20 protein-coding genes are annotated in these 22,754 nt (G+C 74.3%); 8 read left to right on the forward strand and 12 right to left on the reverse strand.

Annotated elements, in window-relative coordinates; all coding sequences use genetic code 11:
• The first annotated feature begins 18 nt into the window (after window positions 1–18).
• The gene (locus SKED_RS10395; protein WP_012867109.1) at window positions 19–381 is read left to right on the forward strand and encodes a GntR family transcriptional regulator; all 363 of its coding nucleotides are present in this window, start codon (window positions 19–21) and stop codon (window positions 379–381) included.
• 12 nt (window positions 382–393) lie between these two features.
• Here SKED_RS10395 and SKED_RS10400 read toward each other — a convergent pair whose 3' ends face one another.
• Window positions 394–840, reverse strand: coding sequence for a methylglyoxal synthase (locus tag SKED_RS10400; RefSeq protein WP_012867110.1), 447 nt, complete (start codon window positions 838–840; stop codon window positions 394–396).
• A 153-nt stretch (window positions 841–993) separates the two neighbouring features.
• Between SKED_RS10400 and SKED_RS10405 the strand changes: the two genes are divergently transcribed.
• Window positions 994–1,533: a DinB family protein gene (locus tag SKED_RS10405; RefSeq protein WP_012867111.1), complete on the forward strand. Its 540-nt coding sequence runs from the start codon at window positions 994–996 to the stop codon at window positions 1,531–1,533.
• 48 nt (window positions 1,534–1,581) lie between these two features.
• Here the strand turns inward: SKED_RS10405 and SKED_RS10410 are convergent, their stop codons facing one another.
• On the reverse strand, window positions 1,582–2,199 hold the full coding sequence (locus SKED_RS10410; protein WP_012867112.1) for a LysE/ArgO family amino acid transporter: 618 nt from the start codon (window positions 2,197–2,199) through the stop codon (window positions 1,582–1,584).
• A gap of 68 nt (window positions 2,200–2,267) precedes the next feature.
• Between SKED_RS10410 and SKED_RS10415 the strand changes: the two genes are divergently transcribed.
• On the forward strand, window positions 2,268–3,170 hold the full coding sequence (locus tag SKED_RS10415) for a LysR family transcriptional regulator ArgP (protein ID WP_012867113.1): 903 nt from the start codon (window positions 2,268–2,270) through the stop codon (window positions 3,168–3,170).
• 174 nt (window positions 3,171–3,344) lie between these two features.
• On the opposite strand, the gene SKED_RS10420 is transcribed toward SKED_RS10415, so the two are convergent.
• The 7 genes from SKED_RS10420 to SKED_RS10460 form a co-directional block, all read right to left on the reverse strand.
• Complete coding sequence (locus tag SKED_RS10420; protein ID WP_012867114.1) at window positions 3,345–4,160, reverse strand: serine hydrolase domain-containing protein; 816 nt, start codon at window positions 4,158–4,160, stop codon at window positions 3,345–3,347.
• 73 nt (window positions 4,161–4,233) lie between these two features.
• On the reverse strand, window positions 4,234–5,913 hold the full coding sequence (locus SKED_RS19015; RefSeq protein WP_012867115.1) for a dihydrodipicolinate synthase family protein: 1,680 nt from the start codon (window positions 5,911–5,913) through the stop codon (window positions 4,234–4,236).
• Window positions 5,914–5,966: 53 nt separating this feature from the next.
• Window positions 5,967–9,320 carry an error-prone DNA polymerase gene (locus SKED_RS10440; protein ID WP_012867116.1) on the reverse strand — a complete coding sequence of 1,118 codons (3,354 nt, stop codon included), beginning with the start codon at window positions 9,318–9,320 and terminating at the stop codon, window positions 5,967–5,969.
• Between the two features lie 69 nt (window positions 9,321–9,389).
• A complete protein-coding gene (locus SKED_RS10445) occupies window positions 9,390–11,051 on the reverse strand; it encodes a DNA polymerase Y family protein (RefSeq protein WP_012867117.1) in 1,662 nt (553 codons plus the stop codon).
• Window positions 11,051–12,160 carry a hypothetical protein gene (locus tag SKED_RS10450; protein ID WP_012867118.1) on the reverse strand — a complete coding sequence of 370 codons (1,110 nt, stop codon included), beginning with the start codon at window positions 12,158–12,160 and terminating at the stop codon, window positions 11,051–11,053. Before SKED_RS10450 ends, SKED_RS10445 begins: the two co-directional genes overlap by 1 nt.
• Window positions 12,161–12,285: 125 nt before the next feature.
• Complete coding sequence (locus tag SKED_RS10455; protein ID WP_012867119.1) at window positions 12,286–14,346, reverse strand: DUF2264 domain-containing protein; 2,061 nt, start codon at window positions 14,344–14,346, stop codon at window positions 12,286–12,288.
• Window positions 14,343–15,380, reverse strand: coding sequence for a hydroxyacid dehydrogenase (locus SKED_RS10460; RefSeq protein WP_012867120.1), 1,038 nt, complete (start codon window positions 15,378–15,380; stop codon window positions 14,343–14,345). The genes SKED_RS10455 and SKED_RS10460 overlap by 4 nt, the downstream gene beginning before the upstream one ends.
• Window positions 15,381–15,514: 134 nt before the next feature.
• On the opposite strand from SKED_RS10460, the gene SKED_RS10465 reads away from it, so the two are divergent.
• Genes SKED_RS10465 through SKED_RS10480 form a run of 4 tightly spaced genes read left to right on the forward strand, consistent with a single transcriptional unit; the run spans window position 15,515 to window position 19,825 of the window.
• Window positions 15,515–17,497 carry a heparinase II/III domain-containing protein gene (locus SKED_RS10465; protein WP_012867121.1) on the forward strand — a complete coding sequence of 661 codons (1,983 nt, stop codon included), beginning with the start codon at window positions 15,515–15,517 and terminating at the stop codon, window positions 17,495–17,497.
• Window positions 17,494–18,645 (forward strand): LacI family DNA-binding transcriptional regulator, encoded by a 1,152-nt coding sequence (locus SKED_RS10470; RefSeq protein WP_012867122.1) that lies wholly within the window; start codon window positions 17,494–17,496, stop codon window positions 18,643–18,645. The genes SKED_RS10465 and SKED_RS10470 overlap by 4 nt, the downstream gene beginning before the upstream one ends.
• A gap of 7 nt (window positions 18,646–18,652) precedes the next feature.
• The gene (locus tag SKED_RS10475) at window positions 18,653–19,183 is read left to right on the forward strand and encodes a YbhB/YbcL family Raf kinase inhibitor-like protein (protein WP_012867123.1); all 531 of its coding nucleotides are present in this window, start codon (window positions 18,653–18,655) and stop codon (window positions 19,181–19,183) included.
• A 9-nt stretch (window positions 19,184–19,192) separates the two neighbouring features.
• Window positions 19,193–19,825, forward strand: coding sequence for a YbaK/EbsC family protein (locus tag SKED_RS10480; protein ID WP_012867124.1), 633 nt, complete (start codon window positions 19,193–19,195; stop codon window positions 19,823–19,825).
• A gap of 30 nt (window positions 19,826–19,855) precedes the next feature.
• Here SKED_RS10480 and SKED_RS10485 read toward each other — a convergent pair whose 3' ends face one another.
• Window positions 19,856–20,461, reverse strand: coding sequence for a TetR/AcrR family transcriptional regulator C-terminal domain-containing protein (locus SKED_RS10485; protein WP_217167865.1), 606 nt, complete (start codon window positions 20,459–20,461; stop codon window positions 19,856–19,858).
• Window positions 20,462–20,625: 164 nt separating this feature from the next.
• Between SKED_RS10485 and SKED_RS10490 the strand changes: the two genes are divergently transcribed.
• Window positions 20,626–21,243 (forward strand): biotin transporter BioY, encoded by a 618-nt coding sequence (locus SKED_RS10490; RefSeq protein WP_012867126.1) that lies wholly within the window; start codon window positions 20,626–20,628, stop codon window positions 21,241–21,243.
• A gap of 94 nt (window positions 21,244–21,337) precedes the next feature.
• On the opposite strand, the gene SKED_RS10495 is transcribed toward SKED_RS10490, so the two are convergent.
• Window positions 21,338–21,682, reverse strand: a complete 345-nt coding sequence (locus SKED_RS10495; RefSeq protein ID WP_012867127.1) for a hypothetical protein — start codon at window positions 21,680–21,682, stop codon at window positions 21,338–21,340.
• A gap of 100 nt (window positions 21,683–21,782) precedes the next feature.
• Window positions 21,783–22,580: a bifunctional hydroxymethylpyrimidine kinase/phosphomethylpyrimidine kinase gene (thiD, locus tag SKED_RS10500; RefSeq protein WP_012867128.1), complete on the reverse strand. Its 798-nt coding sequence runs from the start codon at window positions 22,578–22,580 to the stop codon at window positions 21,783–21,785.
• Window positions 22,581–22,754 lie beyond the last annotated feature (174 nt).

Here is a 22,754-nt window from a genome sequence, read left to right on the forward strand (position 1 = left end):
ACCTGAGGACCAGCACACATGTTCACGATCGACCCTGACGACACCGCTCCCCCGTCCGAGCAGATCCGCACCCAGGTGCTCGCCGCCGTGCGGTCCGGCGACCTCGCGCCGGGCGCGCGGCTGCCCCCGGTGCGGACGCTGGCCACCGAGCTCGGCGTCGCGGCGAACACCGTCGCCAAGGCGTACCGCGCGCTCGAGCACGACGAGGTCGTCGAGACCCGCGGTCGCAACGGCACCGTGGTGTCGCCGCACGGGGACCCGGGCGAGCGCCTCGCCCAGGCTGCGGCGGAGGCCTACCGGGCCCGCACCGCTGAGCTGGGGCTCGCCCCGGCCCAGGCGCTCGCCATCGTCACGGCGGCGCTGTCCGGCGGCTCGCGCTAGCTGTACCCAGGCTCAGAGCGCCTCGGTCTGGCGCACCCAGTCACGGGAGACCATCTCGGGGCGGCCGGTCCAGCTGTCGGCGAGCATCGGCGACGAGATGAGCATGTCGGCGGTCGGGACGTTGCACGCCATGGGGACGTTCCACACCGCTCCGATCCGCAGCAACGCCTTGACGTCGGGGTCGTGCGGCTGCGGCTCGAGGGGGTCCCAGAAGAACACGAGCATGTCGATCAGCCCCTCGGCGATCTTCGCGCCGATCTGCTGGTCGCCGCCGACCGGACCGGACAGCAGGCGTGTCACCGGCAGACCGAGCTCGTACTCGAGCATGGTGCCGGTGGTGCCTGTCGCGAACAGGTTGTGGTGGGACAGGGTCCCGCGGTTGAACTCGGCCCAGCGCAGCAGCTCGACCTTCTTGTTGTCGTGGGCCACGAGAGCGATGTCGTGCGAGACTCCGGCCATGGTGCTCCTGTCATCGACCGAGCCGACGGCGCAGGCCACCGGACGGGGCGGTGCGGGGCCGGGTCGTCGACCCACCCCGCTCAGGGTCCCATCATGCGCCCACCTGCGAGCACGCCGCCAGCACCTGCGCCGCCGACCGCTAGGCTTCCCACCGTGACCGACGTCGACGAGCAGGGCCGCCCTGAACCACCGCTGGCCGGGGACGAGGTGTCGACGCTCCTCGGTTTCCTCGACTTCCACCGGGCGACGCTCGCGTGGAAGTGCGCCGGTCTCGACGCCGAGGCGCTCGCCACGACCGTCGGCGTGTCGACCATGACCCTCGGCGGCCTGCTCAAGCACCTCGCCTACGTGGAGGACGACTGGTCGGTGCGCTGGCTCCGCGGCGAGGAGCGGTGCGCCCCGTGGGACGACGTCGACTGGACGGTAGAACCCGACTGGGACTGGACGTCTGCGGCGCAGGACTCCCCCGACGAGCTGCACTCGCTCTGGGATGCCGCGACCCAGCGGTCGCGGACAGCCGTGGCCGAGGCCCTCGCGGACGGCGGTCTGGAGACGCTCGCACGGCGACCGTTCGCCGACGGACGCACCGCGAGCCTGCGCTGGGTCCTCGTCCACCTCGTCGAGGAGTACGCGCGCCACAACGGCCATGCCGACCTGCTGCGCGAGGCCGTCGACGGGACGACCGGCGAGTAGGACGCGCCTCCAGGACGGCTGGCTCGGCGCGGGGCTGGCTGCGAGGGATCAGATGCCCGCGAGCAGCCCGACCGCGATGGCGAGCATGACGACGGCGATCGCGCCGTCCAGGACGCGCCACGCCCCGGGCCTGGCGAACAGCGGTGCCACCAGGCGGGCCCCGAAGCCCAGGGCGGTGAACCACACGAGACTCGCTGTCGTCGCGCCGAGGCCGAACCACCACCGGAGGTCACCGTGCGACGCGGCGACCGACCCGAGGAGCAGCACGGTGTCGAGGTAGACGTGCGGGTTGAGCCAGGTGAGGGCGAGCGCCGTGAGGACCGCTGCGCTCCGGGACCCCGTGCCGCGCTCGGCCTCGAGGCCCTCGACCTCGGCCGGTCGGAGCGCGCGACGCGCGGCGAGCACCGCATAGCCGAGCAGGAACGCTGCGCCGGCGACGCGGGCAGCCGTGGCGACCCCGGGCGCCCGGTCGAGGATCCCGCCGAGGCCGGCGACACCGGCGGAGATGAGCACGACGTCCGATACCGCGCACACCAGCACGACGGGCAGCACGTGGCTGCGTCGCAGGCCCTGGCGCAGCACGAAGACGTTCTGGGCGCCGATGGCGACGATGAGCGAGAGACCGAAGGCCGCGCCGGACAGGGCTGCGAGGAGTGAGGTGGGCACGCACCCAACCTAGGAACCGCACCGTCCTACGTCGAATAACACGGGATGACGACGGATAAGATCGGCTGATGTCACCTGTCGAGCTCCACCACCTCGCCGCCCTCGCCGCCGTCGTCGACGAGGAGTCCTTCGAGGCGGCGGCCGACGCGCTCCGGATCACGCCACCGGCGGTCAGCCAGCGGATCAAGGCGCTCGAGACCACCGTCGGCCAGGTGCTGGTGCGGCGCGCCCGGCCCGTCACCGTGACCGACGCGGGCGCCCCGTACCTGCGGCTCGCCCGGCAGGTGGCCGCGCTCGTCCACGACACCGAGGTCGAGGTGGCCGGCGCCGGCCAGAGCACCAGCCCAGCGGTCGTCCCCGTGGCGATCAACAGCGACTCCCTGGGGACCTGGGTCCTCGGGGCACTCGCCCCGCTGTCCGGGGCGGTGAGCTTCGACATCCACCGCGAGGACCAGGACCACTCCGCCGCCCTGCTGCGCGACGGCACGGTGATGGCCGCCGTGACCACCGCGTCACGGCCGGTGCAGGGATGCACCGTCAGCCGGCTGGGAGTCATGACCTACCGGGTCGTGGCGTCGAGGGTCTTCGCCGACCGGTGGTTCTCGGAGCCCCCGGCCTCGGACGGACCGGACGTCGACTCCCTCCGCGCCGCCCCCGTCGTCGTGTTCGACCGCAAGGACGACCTGCAGGACGCCTACCTCCGCGCCCGTGGCGTCCCGGCGGCTGTCCCCCCGCGGCACCACGTCCCGTCGTCGGCCGACTACGCCGACGCCGTCCGGCTCGGGATGGGGTGGGGCCTGCTGCCCGACCAGCAGTGCCTCGACGACCTCCGCTCCGGCGCGCTGGTCGAGCTCGACCCCGAGCACCGCACCGACGTCATGCTCTACTGGCAGCAGTGGTCCCTGCGGACGTCCGCCCTCGACCAGACCTCGGCCGCGGTGCACGCCGCAGCAGCACGGCACCTGGGGTGAGCACCGAGGCGCTCCGTGAGGGCGTATGCTTGATCCAGACTTCCGGACCTCAGCGTCCGGTACCAGACTGTTGAGACAGCAGGCAGCGCGACCCCCGTGTCCACACACGGGGGTCGTTCTGCGTCTCGGGGAGATCCAGCCGGCCGGAGCCACCTGGACCCAGGCGGGTCTGGGCTACCGACCGTGCTCGGCGAGCACGGCGTCGGTGAAGGTCGGCCACACCTCGGCGGCCCACGGACCGAAGTCGCGGTCGGTCAGCGCGACGCACGCGAGCCGTGCCTCGGGGTCCACCCAGAGGAAGGTCCCTGACTGCCCGAAGTGGCCGAAGGTCTTCGGCGAGCTCTGCGCACCCGTCCAGTGCGGCGTCTTGCCGTCGCGGATCTCGAAGCCCAGGCCCCAGTCGTTGGGGCGCTGACGGCCGAAGCCCGGGACGACGCCGTCGAGCCCGGGGAACACCACGGACGTCGCCTCGGCGACCGTCTCAGGGTGCAGCAGTGTGGGCTGCTGGAGCTCGGCGGCGAAGCGCGCGAGGTCGGCGACGGTGGAGCTGGCGCCGGCAGCCGGCGAGCCGGACACGTCGGTCGAGGTCATGGCGAGCGGCACGAGGACGGCCTCGTGGGCGTAGCTCGCGAAGTCGATGCCGGAGCGCTCGGCGATGGTCTCGGCGAGCACCTCGAAGCCGACGTTCGAGTAGATGCGCCGCTCCCCCGGCGCCGCACGGACGGTGCGCTCCGAGAAGTCGTACCCGGCGGTGTGCGCCAGCAGGTGGCGGACGGTCGCGCCGTCCGGTCCGGCCGGGTCGTCGAGCCCGACAGCGCCCTCCTCGACCGCGACGAGGGCCGCATAGGCCGTGAGGAGCTTGGAGACCGAGGCGAGCGGGAACACGCGGTCCAGGTCACCGTGGGAGGCCAGCACCTCGCCGCTCGACGCGACGACCGCCGTCCCGACGTTCTCGACCGGCCAGGACTCGATGAGCTCGACGCTTCGCATCCCACGACCCTAGGACACGCGGGGCGAGGTCTCGAACCGGACCGGGCTCCGCGCGGGCGTGACGCGGGGTCTGTCAGCCCGAGTGGCGCCCGGACCTGCCCGACGTGGTGTCGTCGGGCGTGACCTCGTCCTCGTCCGTGACCGGCGTCGGCGGCGTGCGGACGCGGCGCGGCTGCTCCGTCCGGCTGCGTCCGAGGGACCGCGGGGGCGGGACGGCGGTAGCAGCAGAGGCCGGCGCCGGACTTGTCGCCGGGGCGGTCGGAGCCCGGGTGGCAGACGCAGGTGCGGCAGGCGCTGGGCTCGCCGCGGGGGTAGCGGCCGGCACCAAGGTCGAGGCGTCGTCAGAGCGGACCGGAGCCGGGCGCGAAGGCAGGGCTGCCTCTGGTGTCACCATGACAGCCCCGGTCTTGGTCGGCTCCGGGCGGCGCGCGGCTCGTGCGCGCGGTTCCGGCGTCTGCTCACCGGACCCGGCGTCCGGCGTCACGTCCGCGGCAGCGCCCGACGCCGTGCGTGCCGCAGCCCGCGTCCTCGCAGGAGCGGCACGGCGCGCCACCGGGGCTTCAGGCTCAGGCTCAACGGCAGGTTCGGCCACGACGACGGACTCGGGCTCGGGCTCGGGCTCGGGCTCGGGCTCGGGCTCGGGCTCGGGCTCGGGCTCGGGCTCGGGGGCAGCGTCGAGCAAGACGTCCGGGCTCGGCTCAGCGACGGGCTCAGCGACCGGCTCGACGTCGGTCTCGGCCGGTGCCGGTGCCGGTGCCGCACGACGCTCCACGACCTCGACCGCCTGCGGTGCGGCGTCCGCCGTCGGCGTGTCGTGCTCCGGGGCGGCGTCGTCCTCGTCCGGCGCGTCGGCCACCGAGATGCCCTCGAGGGCCATGCGGACCAGGGTGCGGGCGTCGGCGGGCAGCGGCGAGAGGGGGCGCGGGAGCGTCCCGGCGTCGAGCCCGAGCATCTGGGCGATGCTGTGCGCGGTCCGGATGCCGCCGTACTGCCGCACGATGATGGACAGCGGCGTCAGCTGGCGCTGGAGCACGCGGGCGTGCGGGGCGTGCCCGGACGTGGCGGCCTGGGCGATCGCGACGCAGATCTCGGGCAGCACGCCGGCCAGCCCGGAGTGCCAGGTGGACGCGCCGGCGAGCAGCACCTGGGCACCGATGCCGTCGCCGCTGAACCCCCAGTCGATCTGCCGGGCGGTCCGCGGCGGCATGGCCCCCGCGATGCGCTCCATGCGGTCCTTGGCGTCGGTCGCGTTCGCGGCGCGGTCCTTGAATCCCGCGACGGCGCTGAGGCGGCCGATCTTGGTGAGCTGCTCGACGGAGAACCGGTGGCCGGTGGTCGCGGGGTTGTTGTAGACCCACAGCGGGATCTCGGTAGCGGCCGAGGCGTCCTTGTAGAGGCCGTAGATCTCGTCGAAGGTCAGCGGCTGGTAGGCCATGGGCTGCAGGAGCGCGCCGCTCGCACCGACGCTGTGCGCCTCGGCGAGGTTGGCGAGGACCTCCGCGGTGCTCAGCGCGCCGACGCCGACGATCACCGGCACCCGGCCGTCGGCGACCTCGACGGCGCTGCGGGTGATGCGCTTGCGGGCGGTGCGCGGCATGTAGGCGAAGCCGCCCGTGCTGCCCAGCACACCGACGGCGTTCGCGCCTGCGGTGATCGCGTCGTCGACCAGTCGCTCGAACGAGCCGGTCAGCAGACGCCCGTCCTCCCCACGTGGGGTGAGCGGGTACGCGACGAGTGGTCCGATCCTGGGCATCGATTCAGAGTAGCCACATTGGTCGGCTCGCGTGCGGATGAAAACCCCTCGGTTCATTGGAAGTCTCGTGAAGTTGTCGTGACCTGCAAGGACAGGGCCGACAGGTGCTCGGCGACGAGGTTCGTGGCGCCGTCGTTGCGTTCCAGCCGCCCGCGCACCACGAGAGCCGCAGAAGTCCGGGCGACACGCCGGAATCGCTGCCACAGACCGGGCGAGCAGATGACGTTCAGCTGCCCCGTCTCGTCCTCGAGTGAGAGGAAGGTCACACCCCGCGCGGTGCCTGGGCGCTGGCGGTGCGTGACCACCCCGCCCACGGCGACACGCCGACCCTCCTCCGCCGTGCGGCACTCCTCGACGGTGATCGCCCCGGCCCGCACCAGCCCCGGGCGCGCGTACTGGGTGGGGTACGACTCGGTGGTCACGCCCGTCGACCAGGTGTCGGCGACGGCCGTCTCGACCTCGCTCATCCCCGGGAGCATCGGCGCGGAGACCCCGACCGACACGCCGGGCAGGGTGTCGGGTCGCTCCTGCGCGAGCGCGCCCGCCGCCCACAGGGCCTCGCGGCGCTCGACGCCGAGGCAGTCGAGCGCGCCGGCCGTCGCGAGCGCCTCGAGCTGGGCCGTGGTCAGCCGGACCCGACGGGCCAGGTCCCGCAGGTCGAGGAACGGTCCGTGCTCCGTGCGTTCTGCGACGAGACGCTCGGCGACCTCGGTGGTCACCGTGCGCACCGACGCCAGGCCCAGGCGGACGGCCAGCCCGCGCGCGCTCCCAGGGGCTGGTTCGACGGCCGCCTGGGGCTGCGAGGCGAGCAGGTCGGGGCGCAGCACGGGCACGTCGTGGCGGCGGGCGTCGGCCACGAGCGACTGGGGCGAGTAGAAGCCCATCGGCTGGGCGGCCAGCAGCCCCGCGTAGAACGCCTCGGGGTGGTGCACCTTGAGCCACGCGCTCGCGTAGACGAGGTACGCGAAGGAGTAGGCGTGCGACTCGGGGAACCCGAAGTCGGCGAAGCCCTTGAGCTTGTCGAAGATCTCCTCCCCCGCGACGCGGTCGATGCCCTTCTTCTCCATGCCGCTCAGCAGGCGCTCGTGGAGCGCCTCCATCTTCTCGGTCGAGCGCTTGGAGCCCATGGCGCGGCGCAGCGCGTCGGCCTCGGTCGGGGTGAAGTCGGCCAGGTCGATCGACATCTGCATGAGCTGCTCCTGGAACAGCGGGACACCGAGCGTCTTGCCGAGCGACTTCTCGAGGAGCGGGTGCAGGTACGTGACCTTCTCCCGCCCGCGCTTGCGGGCGATGTACGGGTGGACGGAGTTGCCCTGGATGGGCCCGGGGCGGATGAGGGCGACCTCGATGACGATGTCGTAGAAGCAGTCGGGCTGCAGGCGGGGCAGCGTGGAGATCTGCGCGCGCGACTCGACCTGGAACACACCGATCGTGTCGGCCGCGCACAGCAGCCGGTACACGCCCGGGTCCTCCTGCGGCAGGCCGTGCAGCGTGAGCTCGACGCCCTCGTGGGTGCTCACCTGCTCGAAGGCGATGCGCAGCGCGGTGAGCATGCCCAGGCCCAGCAGGTCGAACTTGACCAGCCCCGCGTCGGCGCAGTCCTCCTTGTCCCACTGCAGGACGGTGCGCCCGGGCATGCGGGCCCACTCGACGGGGCACACCTCGATCACCGGACGGTCGCACATGACCATGCCGCCCGAGTGGATGCCGAGGTGCCGGGGCAGCCGCAGGAACCTCTCGGCGAGGTCGACGACGGCGTCCGGGATGTCCTCGGTGTCACGCTGGGGCGCGTGCCCACCCTTGACCCACATGCCCTCGCGGGCCATCGCCCTGTCGTCACGGGCTGTCGGCTCCACGAGCGGGTCACGGATGCGCTCGCGCTGCTCGAGCGCGCCGTAGGGCTTGCCCTCGGGCATCCCTGCCGCGACGGCCTCGGGCGACGGTGGTGCAGGGCGCAGCGACCCCCAGCGCTCGATCTGCTTGCTCCACGCGTCCTGCTGCCCGGTGTCGTAGCCGAGCGCCCGGGCCGCGTCGCGCACGGCGGACCGGGGCCGGTAGGAGATGACGTTGGCGACCTGGGCCGCGTGCCGGCGCCCGAAGGTGTCGAAGACGTGCTGGATGACCTCCTCGCGCCGCTGGGACTCGATGTCGACGTCGATGTCGGGCGGCCCGTCGCGCTCGGGCGCGAGGAAGCGCTCGAAGAGCAGCCCGTGCGCGACGGCGTCGACGGCGGTGATGCCGAGGGCGTAGCAGACCGCGGAGTTCGCCGCGGAGCCGCGGCCCTGGGCGAGGATCCCGTTGACCCGGCAGAACTCGACGAGGTCGTAGACGACGAGGAAGTACCCGGGGAAGGTGAGGTCCTCGATGATGCGCAGCTCGCGGTCGATCTGCGCGTAGGCGCCGGGGACGCGCTCGGACTCGCGCGGGCCGTACCGGTGGAGGGCCCCGCGCCGGACGAGCTCGCGCAGCCAGGTGGCCTCGGTGTGCCCTGCGGGCACGGGGTAGGGCGGCAGGTTCGGGGCGACGAGGGACAGGTCGAAGGCGCACTCCGCGCCGAGGCGCGCGGCGGCCGTGACCGCCTCGGGGTGGGCGCTGTGGCGTGCGAGCATCTCGCCGGCCGAGCGCAGGTGCGCCGACGGGGCCCCGGGCAGCCACCCGTCCATGTCGTCGAGGCTCGAGCGTGCCCGGACGGCGGCCAGCGCGGCGGCGAGGTCGGCGTCACGGGGGTGGGCGTAGTGCGCGGCGGTCGTCGCGACGAGGTCGACCCTGGCGGCGTGGGCGAGCGCTGCCAGGTGCTCGTTGCGCTCGTCGTCGTAGGGGTCGCCGGTGCTGGTGACCTCGACGGCCACGTTGTCCCGCCCGAAGGTGGCGACGAGCCGGTCGAGCTGGGTGGCCGCGCCCCGCGGGTCCCAGGTGGGCCCCGACCCCAGGGCGCTGCGCACCGCACCCTTGCGGCACCCGGTGAGCACGAGCCACTGCCCGTCGGCGCGGGCGCCGAGCTCCTCGAGGCTGTGGTCGGCGGCGCCCTTGCGCCCTGTCGACAGGTGGCCCTCGGCGATCGCCGACGACAGGTTGCGGTAGCCCTGCGGCCCGCGGGCCAGCACGAGCAGGTGCTCGGAGCGGGGGTCGGGGACGCCGGTGGGCGCGTCGAGGGTGCCGACGGCGTCGGGCAGGTGGAGCTCGGCGCCGAAGATCGTCGGCAGCCCGAGCTGGCGTGCGGCCTCGGCGAAGCGCACGACGCCGTAGAGGCCGTCGTGGTCGGTGAGGGCCAGGGCGGTCAGCCCGAGGCGGTACGCCTCGGCGGCGAGCTCCTCGGGCTGGTTGGCACCGTCGAGGAAGCTGAAGGCGCTGTGGGCGTGCAGCTCGGCGTACTCGGGCCGGGCTGCGGTACGGGTGCGGTCGGTCATGTGCTCACAGGCTCGTGGTCTCGGCTTGTCGTAGAGGGCTCGGTCATAGAGGGCTCGGTCGTAGAGGGCTCAGTCGTAGAGGGCTTCGCAGGTCCACTGCCCGCCGGTGCAGGCGAGCAGCAGGGCGGTGTCGTCCTCGAGGACGACCTGCACGTACACGCGGCGGCGGGCCGTCTCGCCCCACCACCGCTCCGCGAGGGGCCACGGGCCGGCCCACCCGGTGACGCGGTGCCGCCCGGTCGAGGTGACCAGGACGGCGGGCTCGCCGCTGGTCGCCAGCCGCACGTTGACCAGGACCGGGGCACCGTCGGCGTCGAGGAGGGTGACGTCGGCGGGCTCGGCGGGGACCGTGGCGGGGGCGGGCGGCGGCAGCTGGCCGGGCCAGGGGCGGTCGAGGGCTCGTGCTGGCGGGTGGGTGTCTCCCCATGGCACGAGGTGCACCTGGTCCTGGGCGCTGCGCCCGCCCTGGAGGGTGGCGCTGAGCACCCCCTCGCCGCCGAGGATGCCCTGGACGCGCTCGGTGACGCGGCGGGCCCGCAGCTCGTCGCCGCTCGCCGCACCCCACAGCCGCCCCTGCTGGGCACCGGCCGCGACGACGCCCTCGGCGGTGATCGCGAGCCGGACCAGCGGGGAGGGCTCGGGGTCTCCCTCGCCCCGGACCCCGGTGGCCGACAGCCAGCCCTCGAGCTGCCACCGGACCCGGTCGGTGATCCGCGCGGCGGACAGCCCGCCGAGGGCGCCGTCGTCGGTGCGCCAGGTGCGCGAGAGCGCCAGCCCGGACTCGGTGTGCGCGCTGATGCGCAGCCGCGAGCACGTGACGGAACGCTCGAGGACGAGGGCGTAGAGGTCTTCGGCGAGGGACCGCGCGACGAAGGCCGCGGTGTCGACGCGCTCGACGGGCGGGTCGAGGGCGGTCTCGACGCCGATGTCCGGCTCGAGCCTGCGGCGGGCCGGCGGGCGCAGGTCGGCACCGCGGGCCATGCGGTGCGCCCAGCGCCCGCGCTCGCCGAAGCGGGTGTGGACGTCGGCCTCGGCGAGGGCGCTGAGGTCGGCGAGGGTGCGCAGCCCGAGGCGGGTCCACAGGTGCACGAGCTCGCGCGTCTCGGTCACGGCGTCCGGGCTGGTGGCCGCGTGCAGCAGGGCGTCGAGAGGGTGGGCGGCGAGGAACTCGCGCGTCTGACCGGGCGGGAGCAGCAGGGCGGTGCGCGCCGCGAGCAGGGACGCGAGGATGCCGTCGGCGACACCGACCTGGCACTCGTGACCGGTGCGCTCGGCGACGGTCTCGACGAGGCGCCGCGCGAGCTCCTCCTCCGAGCCGTGGTAGCGGGTGGCTCCGAGGGCGGGCAGCAGCAGGAGCCCCGGCCGGGCGATCTCGAGGCCGGCGACCAGCGTCTCGACGGCGACCGCGACGGGCTCGAAGTCCCGGGTGTCACGGGCGTCGTCGACAGGCAGCAGCTCGAGCTCGGGGCAGCACTCCTGCGCCGTGCGCAGGCGCATGCCGCGACGGACCCCCTGGGCTCGTGCCGGAGCCGAGCTGGCGACCACGCGCCGCCCGTCGTGCACGGCGGCGGGCTGCTGCGCCGGCACCTCGGCCGCGCGCATGGCTGCCACGACAGGCCAGTCCGGCACCCACACGACGGCGGTGCGGTGCGCGGAGGCGCCCGGGACGTGCAGCGTCGCGGCCGCGCTGGTCGAGGCAGGGCTGGTCGAGGCGGGGCTGGTGGCGGTCATCAGCCCACCTGCGCGAGCGTCGGCTGGGTGACGTGCACCGTGGCGACGGCGGCCGGTGTCTCGACCGGCACGGCCGCGGTGACCGGTACGGCCGCGGTGACCGGTACGGGTGCGGCGACAGGTGCGGGTGCTGCCACGCCGGGGGCTGCGACCGTCGGACGGGCGAAGGGCAGCGTGACCGTGTGGCGGTACGTGGTCCCGTGGGCGCGGTCGGTGCGGGTGACGGTCATCTCCCGGCTGCTCAGCCGACCGCGACCGGCCCCGAGCCCGGCCCAGCGGCTGCGCTCGGCGGCGAGGGTCATGTGCGCGCCGGGCCACGGGCGCAGGGAGACGATGACGCTCGCCCGCTCCCGGGCCCGCGCGACGAGCCTGCGGCGGTCGGCTCCGAGGAGCGAGACCTCGGGGCCGACGACCACCACGTCCATGCCGTCGAGCAGGGCCGCGAGCGCCGGGGCGGCCTGCGCGCCCGGGGCGGGGACGAGGACGAGGCGGCTGAGGTCGATGCCGGCCTGGGCGACGGCGAGCAGGCCGATGCTGGGGGCGCCGACCACGGCTGCCCAGGAGCCGGCGCGGGACGCCTCGGAGAGGAGCGCGAGGAGCACGGAGGTCGACCCGTCGACCTGGACGGTGATGCCGCGGCGCAGCCCTGCGGGCAGGAGCGGTGCGAGCTCGGCGGGGACGGGCAGGGGTGGGCGCTCGGTGCTGATGATCGTGTCGACCGCCTGGAGCGGCACCGGTCGGTCTGGTGGAGCGGGCTGGGCTGACGGGACCGGCGCGGTCGGCTGTGCCCTCAGGTCCGGCTGGTCCGTCAGCGCCAGCTGGGCTGGGCTGGAGAGGGTCGGGCTCGAAGGCGCGGAGCGCACGGCGGAGCGTGCGGCGTCGACGGAGCCGAGGGTGGTCGCGACCTCGGCGGCCGGCACGACGCTGAGGGACCGTGCGCCGGTGCGCTGCTCGGCTGCGCGCAGCGCCTCACGGGCTCGCGCGGCGCGCGCGGCAGGGTCGGTGCGCGCCGCCTCGGGGGTGCTGGTGACCTCGTCAGGACGGGCGTCGTCGTCAGGGTGCGCGGTGGTGGCAGCGCCCTCGAGGTGCGCGGTAGGTCGGGCGTGCATCGGGGGTCACCTGCCGGCGTCGTCGTGCGGAGCGCTGGAGGGCGCTCGACAGGTGACGTGTCGAACACCTGTTCGAACAACGATACGTCACCCCACCGACACCCGACAGCCACGGGAGCCAGACCTCACCCGTCGAGGCGGTCCCCCCGCGCACCGTCGCCGGGCAGCTCCGCGCGGCACCGCAGACCGTCGCCCCAGGTCACGTGGACCACGTCCTCCTCGACGCGGACCCGCGGCGTCGGCCCCGGGTCGACCGTGGCTCCGGCCAGCCGGACGACCACCGCGTACCAGTCCTCGCCGGGCTCCCCCGCCGTGGTCAGCCACGGCACCGCGGTGCAGGCCCCCAGTGCCGTGGCGTCGTGCTCGACGTCCACGCCGGGCACCAGCTCGCCGACCGCGGCCCGGACCGAGGAGACGAGGGTCGGCGTCGACGCCCGGGCGCTCACCAGGGTCGACGCCCCGTCGACGACCGGGACCGGCGCCCGGTCGCCCGACACGGCCCACCCGGCGACCCGGAGCCTGCCGCTCGTCGCCCCCTCGGCTGGAGCGACCCGCACCAGGCGCACCTCCCAGGCGCCGCGGACCACCGACCCGGTGGTCACCCACGGCCCCCAGGTCACGTCGCCCCGGTGGCCCGAGCCGTAGTCGAGGACCTCGCCGGCCGGGTGCACCCAGTGCGCACGCCCCCGGGAGAACCCGACGGCGGCGACGGTGCCGACGGTGTCGGCGGTGGACGGCGCCGTCCCTGCGCCACCCTCGAGCCGCACCGTCCCCGCGCTCAGCGCCTCGAAGCCCGACCGGTGGCTCAGCCTGCCGTCCGGCCCGACGAGCGCGACGGACTGGTCGACCGGGTCCGTCCAGCCGCGCCGCCCCATGACGGGCGAGGTGACGGTCGAGTACCCGAGCCTCGCGTACAGCGGGGAGTCGCTCACGTCGTCCCCCGGCAGCGCATGGTCCGTGCCGTGGTTGACCACCCGGACGATGCCGTCGTCGCGGGTCCCCGAGACCAGCCAGCCAGGTGCCGGGGCCACGGCGAGCACGTCTCCCCGCTCGACCGGGAGCAACTCCTCGACGGCCGTCCACACCGGGTGGTCGGCGGGCAGTGCGAGCCCCAGCAGCCCCTTGGAGGCCCAGTAGGGCGACCCCGTCCCCGAGTAGTGCTGCGCGAGGTCGGGCCACGCGCCGTGCCAGCCGAGCGTCAGCAGCCCGCGCTCGTCGGGCACACCGTGCTCGGTGAAGTGACGGACGACCCCCGACGCGGCGCGCCGCACCTGCCCGGGCGTCAGCACCGACGACCCGGCGAGCGCCCCCGCCCAGAACGGCGCCGCCGCCGCGAACCTGTACACGAGGCTGCGGCCCTGGAACAGCGGGGCGCCGTCCGCACCGACCAGCGCCACCGCCTGCCGCAGGTAGTCGTCGAGGTGCGCGTCCAGGCGCGGGCGCCGGGCCACCACGAGCGGGTCGTCCGGGGCCATCCGGGCCCACAGCACCGGGTACAGGTGCAGCGCCCAGCCCGTGTAGTGGTCGAAGCTGCGCTCGGGCCCGTCCGCGTACCAGCCGCCCTCCCGGACGAAGGTGTCGTGGGCCGCCAGGTCGGACTCGACGTCCTCCGATGAGTACGGGCCGCCCACCGACCGCAGGAAGGTCTCGACGACGATGCGGAACCACACCCAGTTGGTCTGCGGGTACTCCCCGCCCACCACCGTCGCGAGGTAGTCGACCACCTGCTGCTGCACGGTCGGGCTCATGCGGTCCCAGATCCACGGCCGGGTCATGTCCAGCCCGATCGCGAGGGCCGCGGCCTCGACCTTCGCCTGGCCGTGCTCGTCCGGGCGCGTCCAGCGCCGCGGCGAGGTCGGGTCGGTGCCGGCCGCGAAGCCCGCCGCGTACCGCCCCGCGAGGTCGAGCGGGTCGTGCCCCCGCTCCCCCGCCAGCCGGAAGGCCGCCAGCATGAAGGTCCGGGCGAAGCCCTCGAGACCGTCCACGTCCCGCCCGTACCCACCGGTGCGGCCCGGCAGGTCGACGTGCGAGCCGTCCGGGCTCGTGAACGGACGCGTCGACAGCAGCAGGTCGTCCGCGAGCGCCGCCCAGTGCGCCCGCGTCCACCCCGTGCACGGCGAGAGAGCGTGGTCCGCGGGGACGCGACCGAGCAGGGTCCCACGGCCGGGGACGCCGGGCCGGCTCACGCGCTGACCTCCAGACGCTCGCGCGTCATGGCCGCGGTGAGCGGGCGACCGGACGCGTAGAGCTCGAGCTGGTCGAGGGCGCTCGCGGTCATCCGGAGGGTCTCCGTGCCCAGCGACCCGGCGACGTGCGGGGTGAGCATGACGTTGGGCAGCCCGTAGAGGGCCGAGCCCGCGGGCAGCGGCTCCGGGTCGGTGACGTCAAGGATCGCGTGCAGGCGCCCCGTGCGGCACTCGCGGGCGAGGGCGTCATGGTCGACGAGGCTGCCGCGGGCCGTGTTGACCAGGGTCGCGTGGTCCGGGAGGGCCGCGAGCTCGGCCGCACCGATCATCCGGTCCGTCGCGGGGACCGACGGCGCGTGGAGCGAGAGCACGTCGACCTGCGGGAGCATCTGCGCGAGGCTCACGAGCCGCCCGCCGACCGCGGCCACCTCGGCGGGGTCGGCGTAGGGGTCGACCACGAGGACGGTGCACTCCTCGAGCGCCCGCAGCCCCTCGACGACGCGACGCCCGACCCGGGAGAACCCGACGACCCCGACCGTCAGGCCGAAGGTGCTCGTGGGCCCGACCGTGCCGCGGTACGACCAGTCCTCGCGGTGCTCACGTGCCAGGGCGCTCAGCACAGGGGCCTTCTTGCTCGCCAGGACCACCGCGGCGACCGTGAACTCCGCGACCGGGATGGCGTTGGCGTCGGCGGCCGTCGTCACCTGGATGCCGCGGTCCCAGAGCGCGTCGCTCACGAGACCGCGGACGCTGCCCGCGCAGTGCACCACCGCCCGCAGCGCGGGCAGGTGGTCGAGACGCTCCGCGGTGAGGCGGGGTGCGCCCCAGGAGGTGAGGAGCACCTCGACGTCGCGGGCGCGCTCGCGGACGTCGGGGGTGTCGACGGTGTCGGTCCACACGAGGTCGGTGAGGGTCGCGAGCCCGGCGAGGCGGTCGAGGCGCACGGCGTCGAGCTGCTGCTCGAAGACGTCGGGCGCCATGAGGGCCATGGTGCGGGGGCGTCGCGGGGGCTGGGTGTGCCGGGGCGTGGTCATGGCTCTCCTCGTCGAGATGCTGGCGCGGGAGCCCAGTGAAGCCCGACGCTACGATGGGCGGCAACCAGGTCGATCACAGACCGACACACTCGATCAGACTCGAACATCGTGGTTCGAGGGGCAGCGAGCAGAGCATGGCACCTGAGAACCTCCCGACGCCCCAGGGTGCCTCCCCCGCGCGCAGCACCCCCGGGCCGCTCGTGGCCGCGTGGGGGAAGGCCCTGCACCACGGCGACCTCGTCCGCACGCTCGCCCTGGGCCTGCCGGTGACCCCTGCGGGAGACCGCAGCCACTGGGAGTCCGTCGACGCCCCGACGCTCGCCGCGGTCGCCACGCGCGCCGAGACGGACCTGGCGGCCCCGTGGCCTGCTCCCCTGGCCAGCCACTACGCGCGGTACTTCCGCGACGGCAACCGGACCGCCTACGAGGACCGTGTCCGCGAGCGCCAGCGCCGGCTGAGCCGCGCGGCGCTCACGGCGGCCTGGACGGGTGACGTCGCGTGGCTCGACGAGACCGTCGACGGCGTGCTGCTGCTGTGCGAGCAGAGCAGCTGGTCGTGGGCCGCCCACGACGACACCTTCACGGTGCACGGGTCGGTGACGCCGACCGTGACCGACCCGTACCTCGACCTGGGTGCGGGCGAGGTGGTGGGGCAGCTCGCGTGGGTGGACGCCCTCCTCGGCGAGGCGCTCGACGCCCGTGCGCCGGGTATCCGGGCACGCGTGCGGCACGAGGCCCGGACCCGGGTCCTCGAGCCCTTCGTCCGACGACGGGACTGGCACTGGCTGGGTCTCGACGGCGACGTGCACAACTGGAACCCGTGGATCCACGGCAACGTCCTGGCGGCGACCCTCGGCCTCGTCGACGACCCGGACGAGGCCGCGACGCTCGTCGGGCTGGTGGTCGACGGGCTCGACCGCTTCGTGGCGTCGGTCCCGCCCGACGGCGCCATCGACGAGGGCTACAGCTACTGGTGGAACGGCGCGGGCCGGGCGCTCGAGGCCCTCGAGCTGCTGTCGGCCGCGACCGGCGGTGCGCTCGACGCGACGGGGGTGCCCACCGTCCGGGAGACCGCACGGTTCCCGCACCGCATGCAGGTCGCCGGCCCCTGGTACGTCAACGTCGCCGACGGTCCGGCGCGCCCTCCGGCCGACCAGCCGTGGCACGTGCTGCACCGCTGGGGCAGGCTGATCGACGACCCCGCCGTCACCGCGCACGCCGACTCGCACCGCCGCCCCGGAGCGCCCGTGGTGACCGAGGACGCCGGGCTGGGTCGGGCGCTGCTGGGGCTCTCGACCCCGGGGTGGGTGGCGGCGGCACCCGTCGACCCGCCCCTGCCGCGGGAGACGTGGCTCCCCTCGGTCCAGCTGCTCGTGGCCCGTGAGACGGCGGGCAGCGCCGAGGGCCTGACCCTCGCGGTCAAGGGTGGGCACAACGGCGAGCACCACAACCACAACGACGTCGGCTCGGTCTCGGTGGCCCTCGACGGCGTGCCCGTGGTGGTCGACGCGGGGCAGCCCACCTACACCGCGCAGACCTTCGGGCCGGACCGGTACGAGATCTGGACCATGCAGAGCGGTTGGCACACGGTGCCTGTCGTCGCCGGCGCCGAGCAGGCGGCCGGTCGCGACCACGGCGCGGCCGACGTGCACGTCGAGACGAGCGCGGACCGGTCGTCGCTGTCCCTCGACCTGTCCGACGCCTACCCCGGGACGACTCCCGGGACGTGGCGACGGACGGCGACCCTCGACCGCGCCCGCAGGGAGGTGACGGTCCTCGACACTCGCACCCGCACGGACGACGGCAGCCACGACGACGACGGCCAGGGCGGCGACCACCAGGTCCCGGCCGACGAGGTCCGGCTCCTGCTGCACGGCGAGGTGCGCCTCACCGACGAGGGCGAGGCCTCGGTCCGCGCACCGGGGACCTCGCGGGACGCGGTGCTGCGGTGGGACGCCGCTGCCGCGACGGCGCGGTTGACGACCCGGAAGGTCGACGACCCGCTGCTCGCCGGCGTCTGGGGCGAGCGCCTCACCCGGCTCGACCTCGTCCTCGTCCCGGCAGGGCAGGACCACGCAGGCTTCACCGTCACGGTGACCGCGGGAGCCCAGCCGTGACCGGGACGCCGCCCGACCACGGGTCCCCGCACCGCTTCGCGCTCCAGCGGCGCGAGCGGCTCATGGACGAGCTCCGCCGGGACGGCTCGGTCCGCGTGAGCCGGTTCGCCGCCGAGCTGGGCGTCAGCGAGATCACGGTCCGTCGCGACGTCACGGCGCTCGCCGAGGCAGGGCTCGTCACGCGCGTGCACGGCGGCGCGACGCTGCGCAGCGACCTCGACCTCGGGCGCAGGGGGCGGACGGCGCAGGGGCAGGCCGGCCCGGAGACCGTGCGGTTCACCCTCGGCATGGTGGTGCCCTCCCTGAGCTTCTACTGGCCGCAGGTGGTCCACGGCGCTCGCGCCGCGGCTGCTCTCGGCCGAGACCGTGTCGTGGTCCGCGGCTCCTCGTACAGCGCGAGCGCGGACCGCACCAACATCCGGCGGCTGCTCGAGTCGCAGGAGGTCGACGGCCTTCTCGTGGCTCCTCAGGTGGACGGCGAGGAGGGCCACGACCTGCTGCGGTGGCTCGACGCGCTCCAGGTGCCGGTCGTGCTGGTCGAGCGCCAGCCTCCCCCGGACGTGCACACCCAGCACCTCGAGCACGTGCGGACCGACCACGCCTTCGGCGCCGGCCTGGCTGTGCGGCACCTGCACGCCCAGGGCCACCGCCGCGTCGGCGTCGTCACGGCGACGAGCCCGCACGCCGACCTCATCACCGACGGCTGGCGGCGCACCTGCCACGAGCTCGGGATGCCCTGCGGCGACGACCTCGTCGGGCGGGCCGACGCCCCCGGTGACGAGGCCCGGGAGCGGGCGCTCCTCGAGCACTTGGGGCGTGTCCGGCAGACCGGGACCACCGCCCTGCTCGTCCACTCCGACCCGGAGGCCGTCGCGCTGCTGCAGCTCTGCTCGGACCACGGGGTCCGGGTACCCGAGGACCTCGCGGTCGTCGCCTACGACGACGAGGTCGCGAGCATGGCCGAGCCGGCGCTCACAGCGGTCCGCCCGCCCAAGAGCGAGGTGGGCCGGACCGCTGTCGAGCTGCTGACGGCCCGGCTCGGCGACGGGCAGCACCGCCCGCGGCGCTCGGTGTCGCTCGACCCGTGGCTGGTGGTCCGGGCCTCGTCACGGTCCGGGTGTGCGTCGCCCCCTCCCGAGAGTCCATGATGGAGACATGGATCTGAGCCGCGCGATCGCACCCGAGCCCTACTCCCTCCTCCCCGCCGTCCCGTCCTTCTCGCTCACCAGCGAGGACGTCACCGAGGGCGCCCCCCTCGCCGACGAGTTCTCCGCTGGTGGCGGCAGCACGTCTCCGCACCTGACCTGGTCCGGCTTCCCCGAGGCGACCCAGTCGTTCCTGGTGAGCATGTTCGACCCCGACGCCCCGGTCCCCTCCGGCTGGTGGCACTGGAACGTCGTCGACGTGCCCCTCGAGGTGACCGAGCTCGCCCAGGGCGACGGGTCGAGCGACCTCATGCTGCCCGGCGCTGCCTTCCACGTGCGCAACGACGGCGGCGAGTTCGACTACCTCGGCGCGGCCCCGCCCCAGGGCGACCGCCCGCACCGCTACGTGTTCGCCGTGCACGCCCTCGACGTCGACACCCTCGACCTCGACCCCGAGGTCAGCCCCGCCGTGGTGCACTTCACGGCCGTGTTCCACACGATCGCGCGGGCCACGCTCACCGCCACGTTCCAGCTGGGATAGCCTGCAACCATGCCTGACCACCACACTCCCGACATCTCTACGTCCGGCATCGCCCACCCCGGGACCGACAGCACACAGCCCCCGGCCGCGACCCCGTCCATCGGGACGCTCACGTGGCTGCGCGCCGTCGACCACCCCGAGCTCCTCGCCCCCGTGACGCACGCGGCGCTGCTCGAGTGGGCCGAGGCGGACCCGACGGTCGCGGACAAGGTGTTCGTGGCGGAGATCGACCCCGAGGTGTCAGACACCGCCGCGATGTGCGACGCCTACGACGTGACGATGACCCAGTCGGTCAACTGCGTGCTCGTGGCGGGCAAGCGCGAGGGCGTCGAGCGCACCGCGGCCGCCGCCGTGCGCGCGTCGTCGCGGGCCGACATCAACGGGACCGTGAAGTCGCTGCTCAACGTGCGCAAGGCGTCGTTCGTCCCCGTCGACCGCGCCGTCACCGAGTCGGGCATGGAGTACGGCGGCATCAGCCCGATCGGGCTGGGCAAGCAGTGGCCCGTGCTCCTCGACGACGGCGCCAAGGCCGGGTGGATCGTCATCGGCTCGGGGGTACGCCGGTCGAAGATCACGCTGCCCGGCGTGCTCCTCGCCACCATGCCCCGCGTCCAGATCATCTCGGACCTCGGGGTCTCCTGAGGCAGGGGCCGGGCGGCTCGGGCGGACCGGTCAGGTCAGCCGGGCCCGGAGCCCGTCCACGAACACGCTGAGGCCGAAGCCGAAGCGCGCGGTCTCACCCAGGAGGGGGTCGTCAACGGTCTGCGGACCGTCGGCGATCCCCTCCGTCGCGCCCGGTGACGCCGCGCCCGCGACGAGGCCCGCCGACTGGGCGTGCCCCTGCTCGTCGACGGTGTGGCCCAGCACGTAGTGCAGCACCGCCAGCGCGGCGAGCTCCGCCTCGACCTCGGTGAAGCCGGCGTCGGTGAGCACCTGGGTGAGCAGGACGAGGGTGCTCCCCCGCCCGGTGCGCAGCGCGTGCGCGGCCGCGACCACCTCGGCGCCGTCGCGGTGCGCGAGGAGCGCCGCGCGCAGCCGGTGGGCCAGCTCGTTGAAGCGCAGGTCCCAGTCGCCCGACGGCATGTCGTCGTCGAGACCGTCGAGGATCGTGTCGGCGACGGCACCGAGCAGCGCCTGCTTGTTGGCCACGTGCCAGTACAGGGCGCCGGGCTGGACGCCGAGCGCGGTCGCGAGCCGCCGCATGGTGAGGTCGCCGAGACCGTACTCGTCGAGGATGGCGATCGCCGCGTCGACGACGTCCTTGCTGGTCAGTGCCACGGTCTGCGCTCTCACCCTTCTGGCTGGACGTCGGAGGTGCAGGTCTGGTGGTGCGTGCGCCTGCGGGGGCGCGGGGTCGCTCGCGGTGCTTGACGCTACCGCACAGGCCAGATACCTTGAACGCCGTTCAACTACTTGAACGCCGTTCATGTCAGGAGCCTCCCATGTCCACCGCCCTCCCGCTCGGCCCCGGTCGAGCACCTCTCGACCGGCTCGTCCTGGCCGACCTGCTGCCCCGGCCCGTCGCGCTCTCACAGACCGCGGTCGACACGCTGCTCGTGCTCTCCGGCACGCTCGTGGTCACGGTGCTCGCGCAGGTCGCGGTCCCGCTGCCCTTCACGCCCGTGCCGATCAGCCTCGCGACGCTCGGCGTGCTTCTCACCGGCGCGGCGCTCGGGACCGCACGCGGCAGCCTGAGCATCGCGCTCTACGTCCTGGTCGGCATGCTCGGAGCGCCCGTCTACGGTGACGGTGGTAGCGGGTGGGCCTTCGCGTCCTTCGGCTACATCCTGGCGTACCTGCCGGCGGCCGCCCTCGCCGGGTACCTCGCCCGACGCGGGCAGGACAAGACCCCGCTGCGCTCGGTCGGTCTGGTGCTGCTGGCCTCTGTGGTCGTCTACGCCGGCGGCGTCCCCTGGCTCATGGCCTTCCTCGACGTCGACCTCGCGACCGCCCTGCGCCTGGGCGTCGCACCGTTCCTCGTCGGAGACACGGTCAAGGCCCTCCTGGTGGCTGCCGCCCTGCCGACCACGTGGGCCCTGGTCCGCCGCGCCCGCCGCTGAGCACGGCCGCTCCCCGCAGACGACGATGCCCTCGCCCCCAGAAGGGGGCGAGGGCATCGTGCTGCGCGCAGCGGCACGAGTGGCACAGCGGAGGTCAGGCCTCCGTCGACTCCACGGGCTTCTCGTCGGCTGCAGGCTGCTCGTCGGCCGCGGTCGGCTCGGACCAGCCGGGCGCGATCGAGTCGAGGTACGCGGCACGCCCCTCGGGGAGCGATCCGGCGACGTGCGCCGCACGGTTGACCTCGATCCACGCGGCCATGGCCTCGGTGTCCTCGATCGCGGGCTCGGGCGTCACCCGGGCGCGCGCGCCCGCGTCGTTCCAGCCGGGGATCTCGGCGTCGAGGTGCGCAGCGAGGTCGGGGTCGATGGTCCCGGCGTCGTACGCGTCGATCTGCTCCTTGATCCAGACGGTCAGCTCTTCTTCGGTCTTCTCGCTCACAGCTACCTCGTTCGTCGATCGGTGGTGACCATCATCCCTCACCCGGGGATGCGGTCGCCGCCCGGGCCGCCTGGGTCTGGGTCCGGGCGTGAACGCCTGCTCAGACCCCAGCGCCCTGCCAGACGGCGTCGAAGGGGGCGTTCGAGCTGACGCGCTCGGTGATGCCCGCCGTGACGAGCCGCTTGGCGACGGCGACGGCCTCCGGCACGTCCGTGCCCTTCGCGAGCTCGGCCGTGATTGCCGCGGCAAAGGTGCACCCGGCGCCGCTGACCCGCTCCTGGCCGATCTTGGGCGTCGAGTACACGGTGACCTCCTCGCCGTCGAAGAGCAGGTCCACGGCGTCGGGGCCGTCGAGCTCGACGCCGCCCTTGACCACCACGTAGCGCGGCCCGAGGTCGTAGATGCGCCGTGCTGCCTCCTCGAGGTCCGCGACCGTCGTGATCGAGTCCATGCCCGCGAGGGTCTTGGCCTCGAAGACGTTCGGGGTGATCACCGTGGCGAGCGGGAGGATCTGCTCGCGCAGCGCCGTGTCCGTGTCGAGGGCCGCGCCGGGCTCCTGGCCCTTGCAGATGAGGACGGGGTCGAGGACCACGTGCCGCCACGGCTGGCTCGCGAGCGAGCGGGCGACCACGTCGATGGTCGCAGGGGTCCCCAGCATGCCGATCTTCACCACGTCGAGGTCGTGGCAGCTCGTCGCAGCCTCGAACTGGTCCGCGATCACCTCGGGCGCCACCGGCACGAACCTGTGCCCCCAGCCGGCCTTCGGGTCGAACGACACGATGCAGGTGAGCGTCCCGACGCCGTAGACGCCCAGCTGCTGGAACGTCTTCAGGTCGGCCTGGATCCCCGCGCCACCAGTGGCCTCGGATCCAGCGATGACATAGGCAAGCGTGACCATCGATCTTCTCTCGTCGGCGACGGTCCGCAGGGCACCGTCGGGTCCTCGCAGCCGGCGCACGTCGCCCGACCGCTGTTCAGCCGGTGGGCGGAGCCACGGGCCCGCCGGTCCCGCGCGGGCCTGGGGCGACGACCAGGGCTGGGACGAGGCTGGCACGAGAGCAGCGAGATGTCC

This window comes from Sanguibacter keddieii DSM 10542 (assembly GCF_000024925.1).
Classification (GTDB): domain Bacteria; phylum Actinomycetota; class Actinomycetes; order Actinomycetales; family Cellulomonadaceae; genus Sanguibacter; species Sanguibacter keddieii.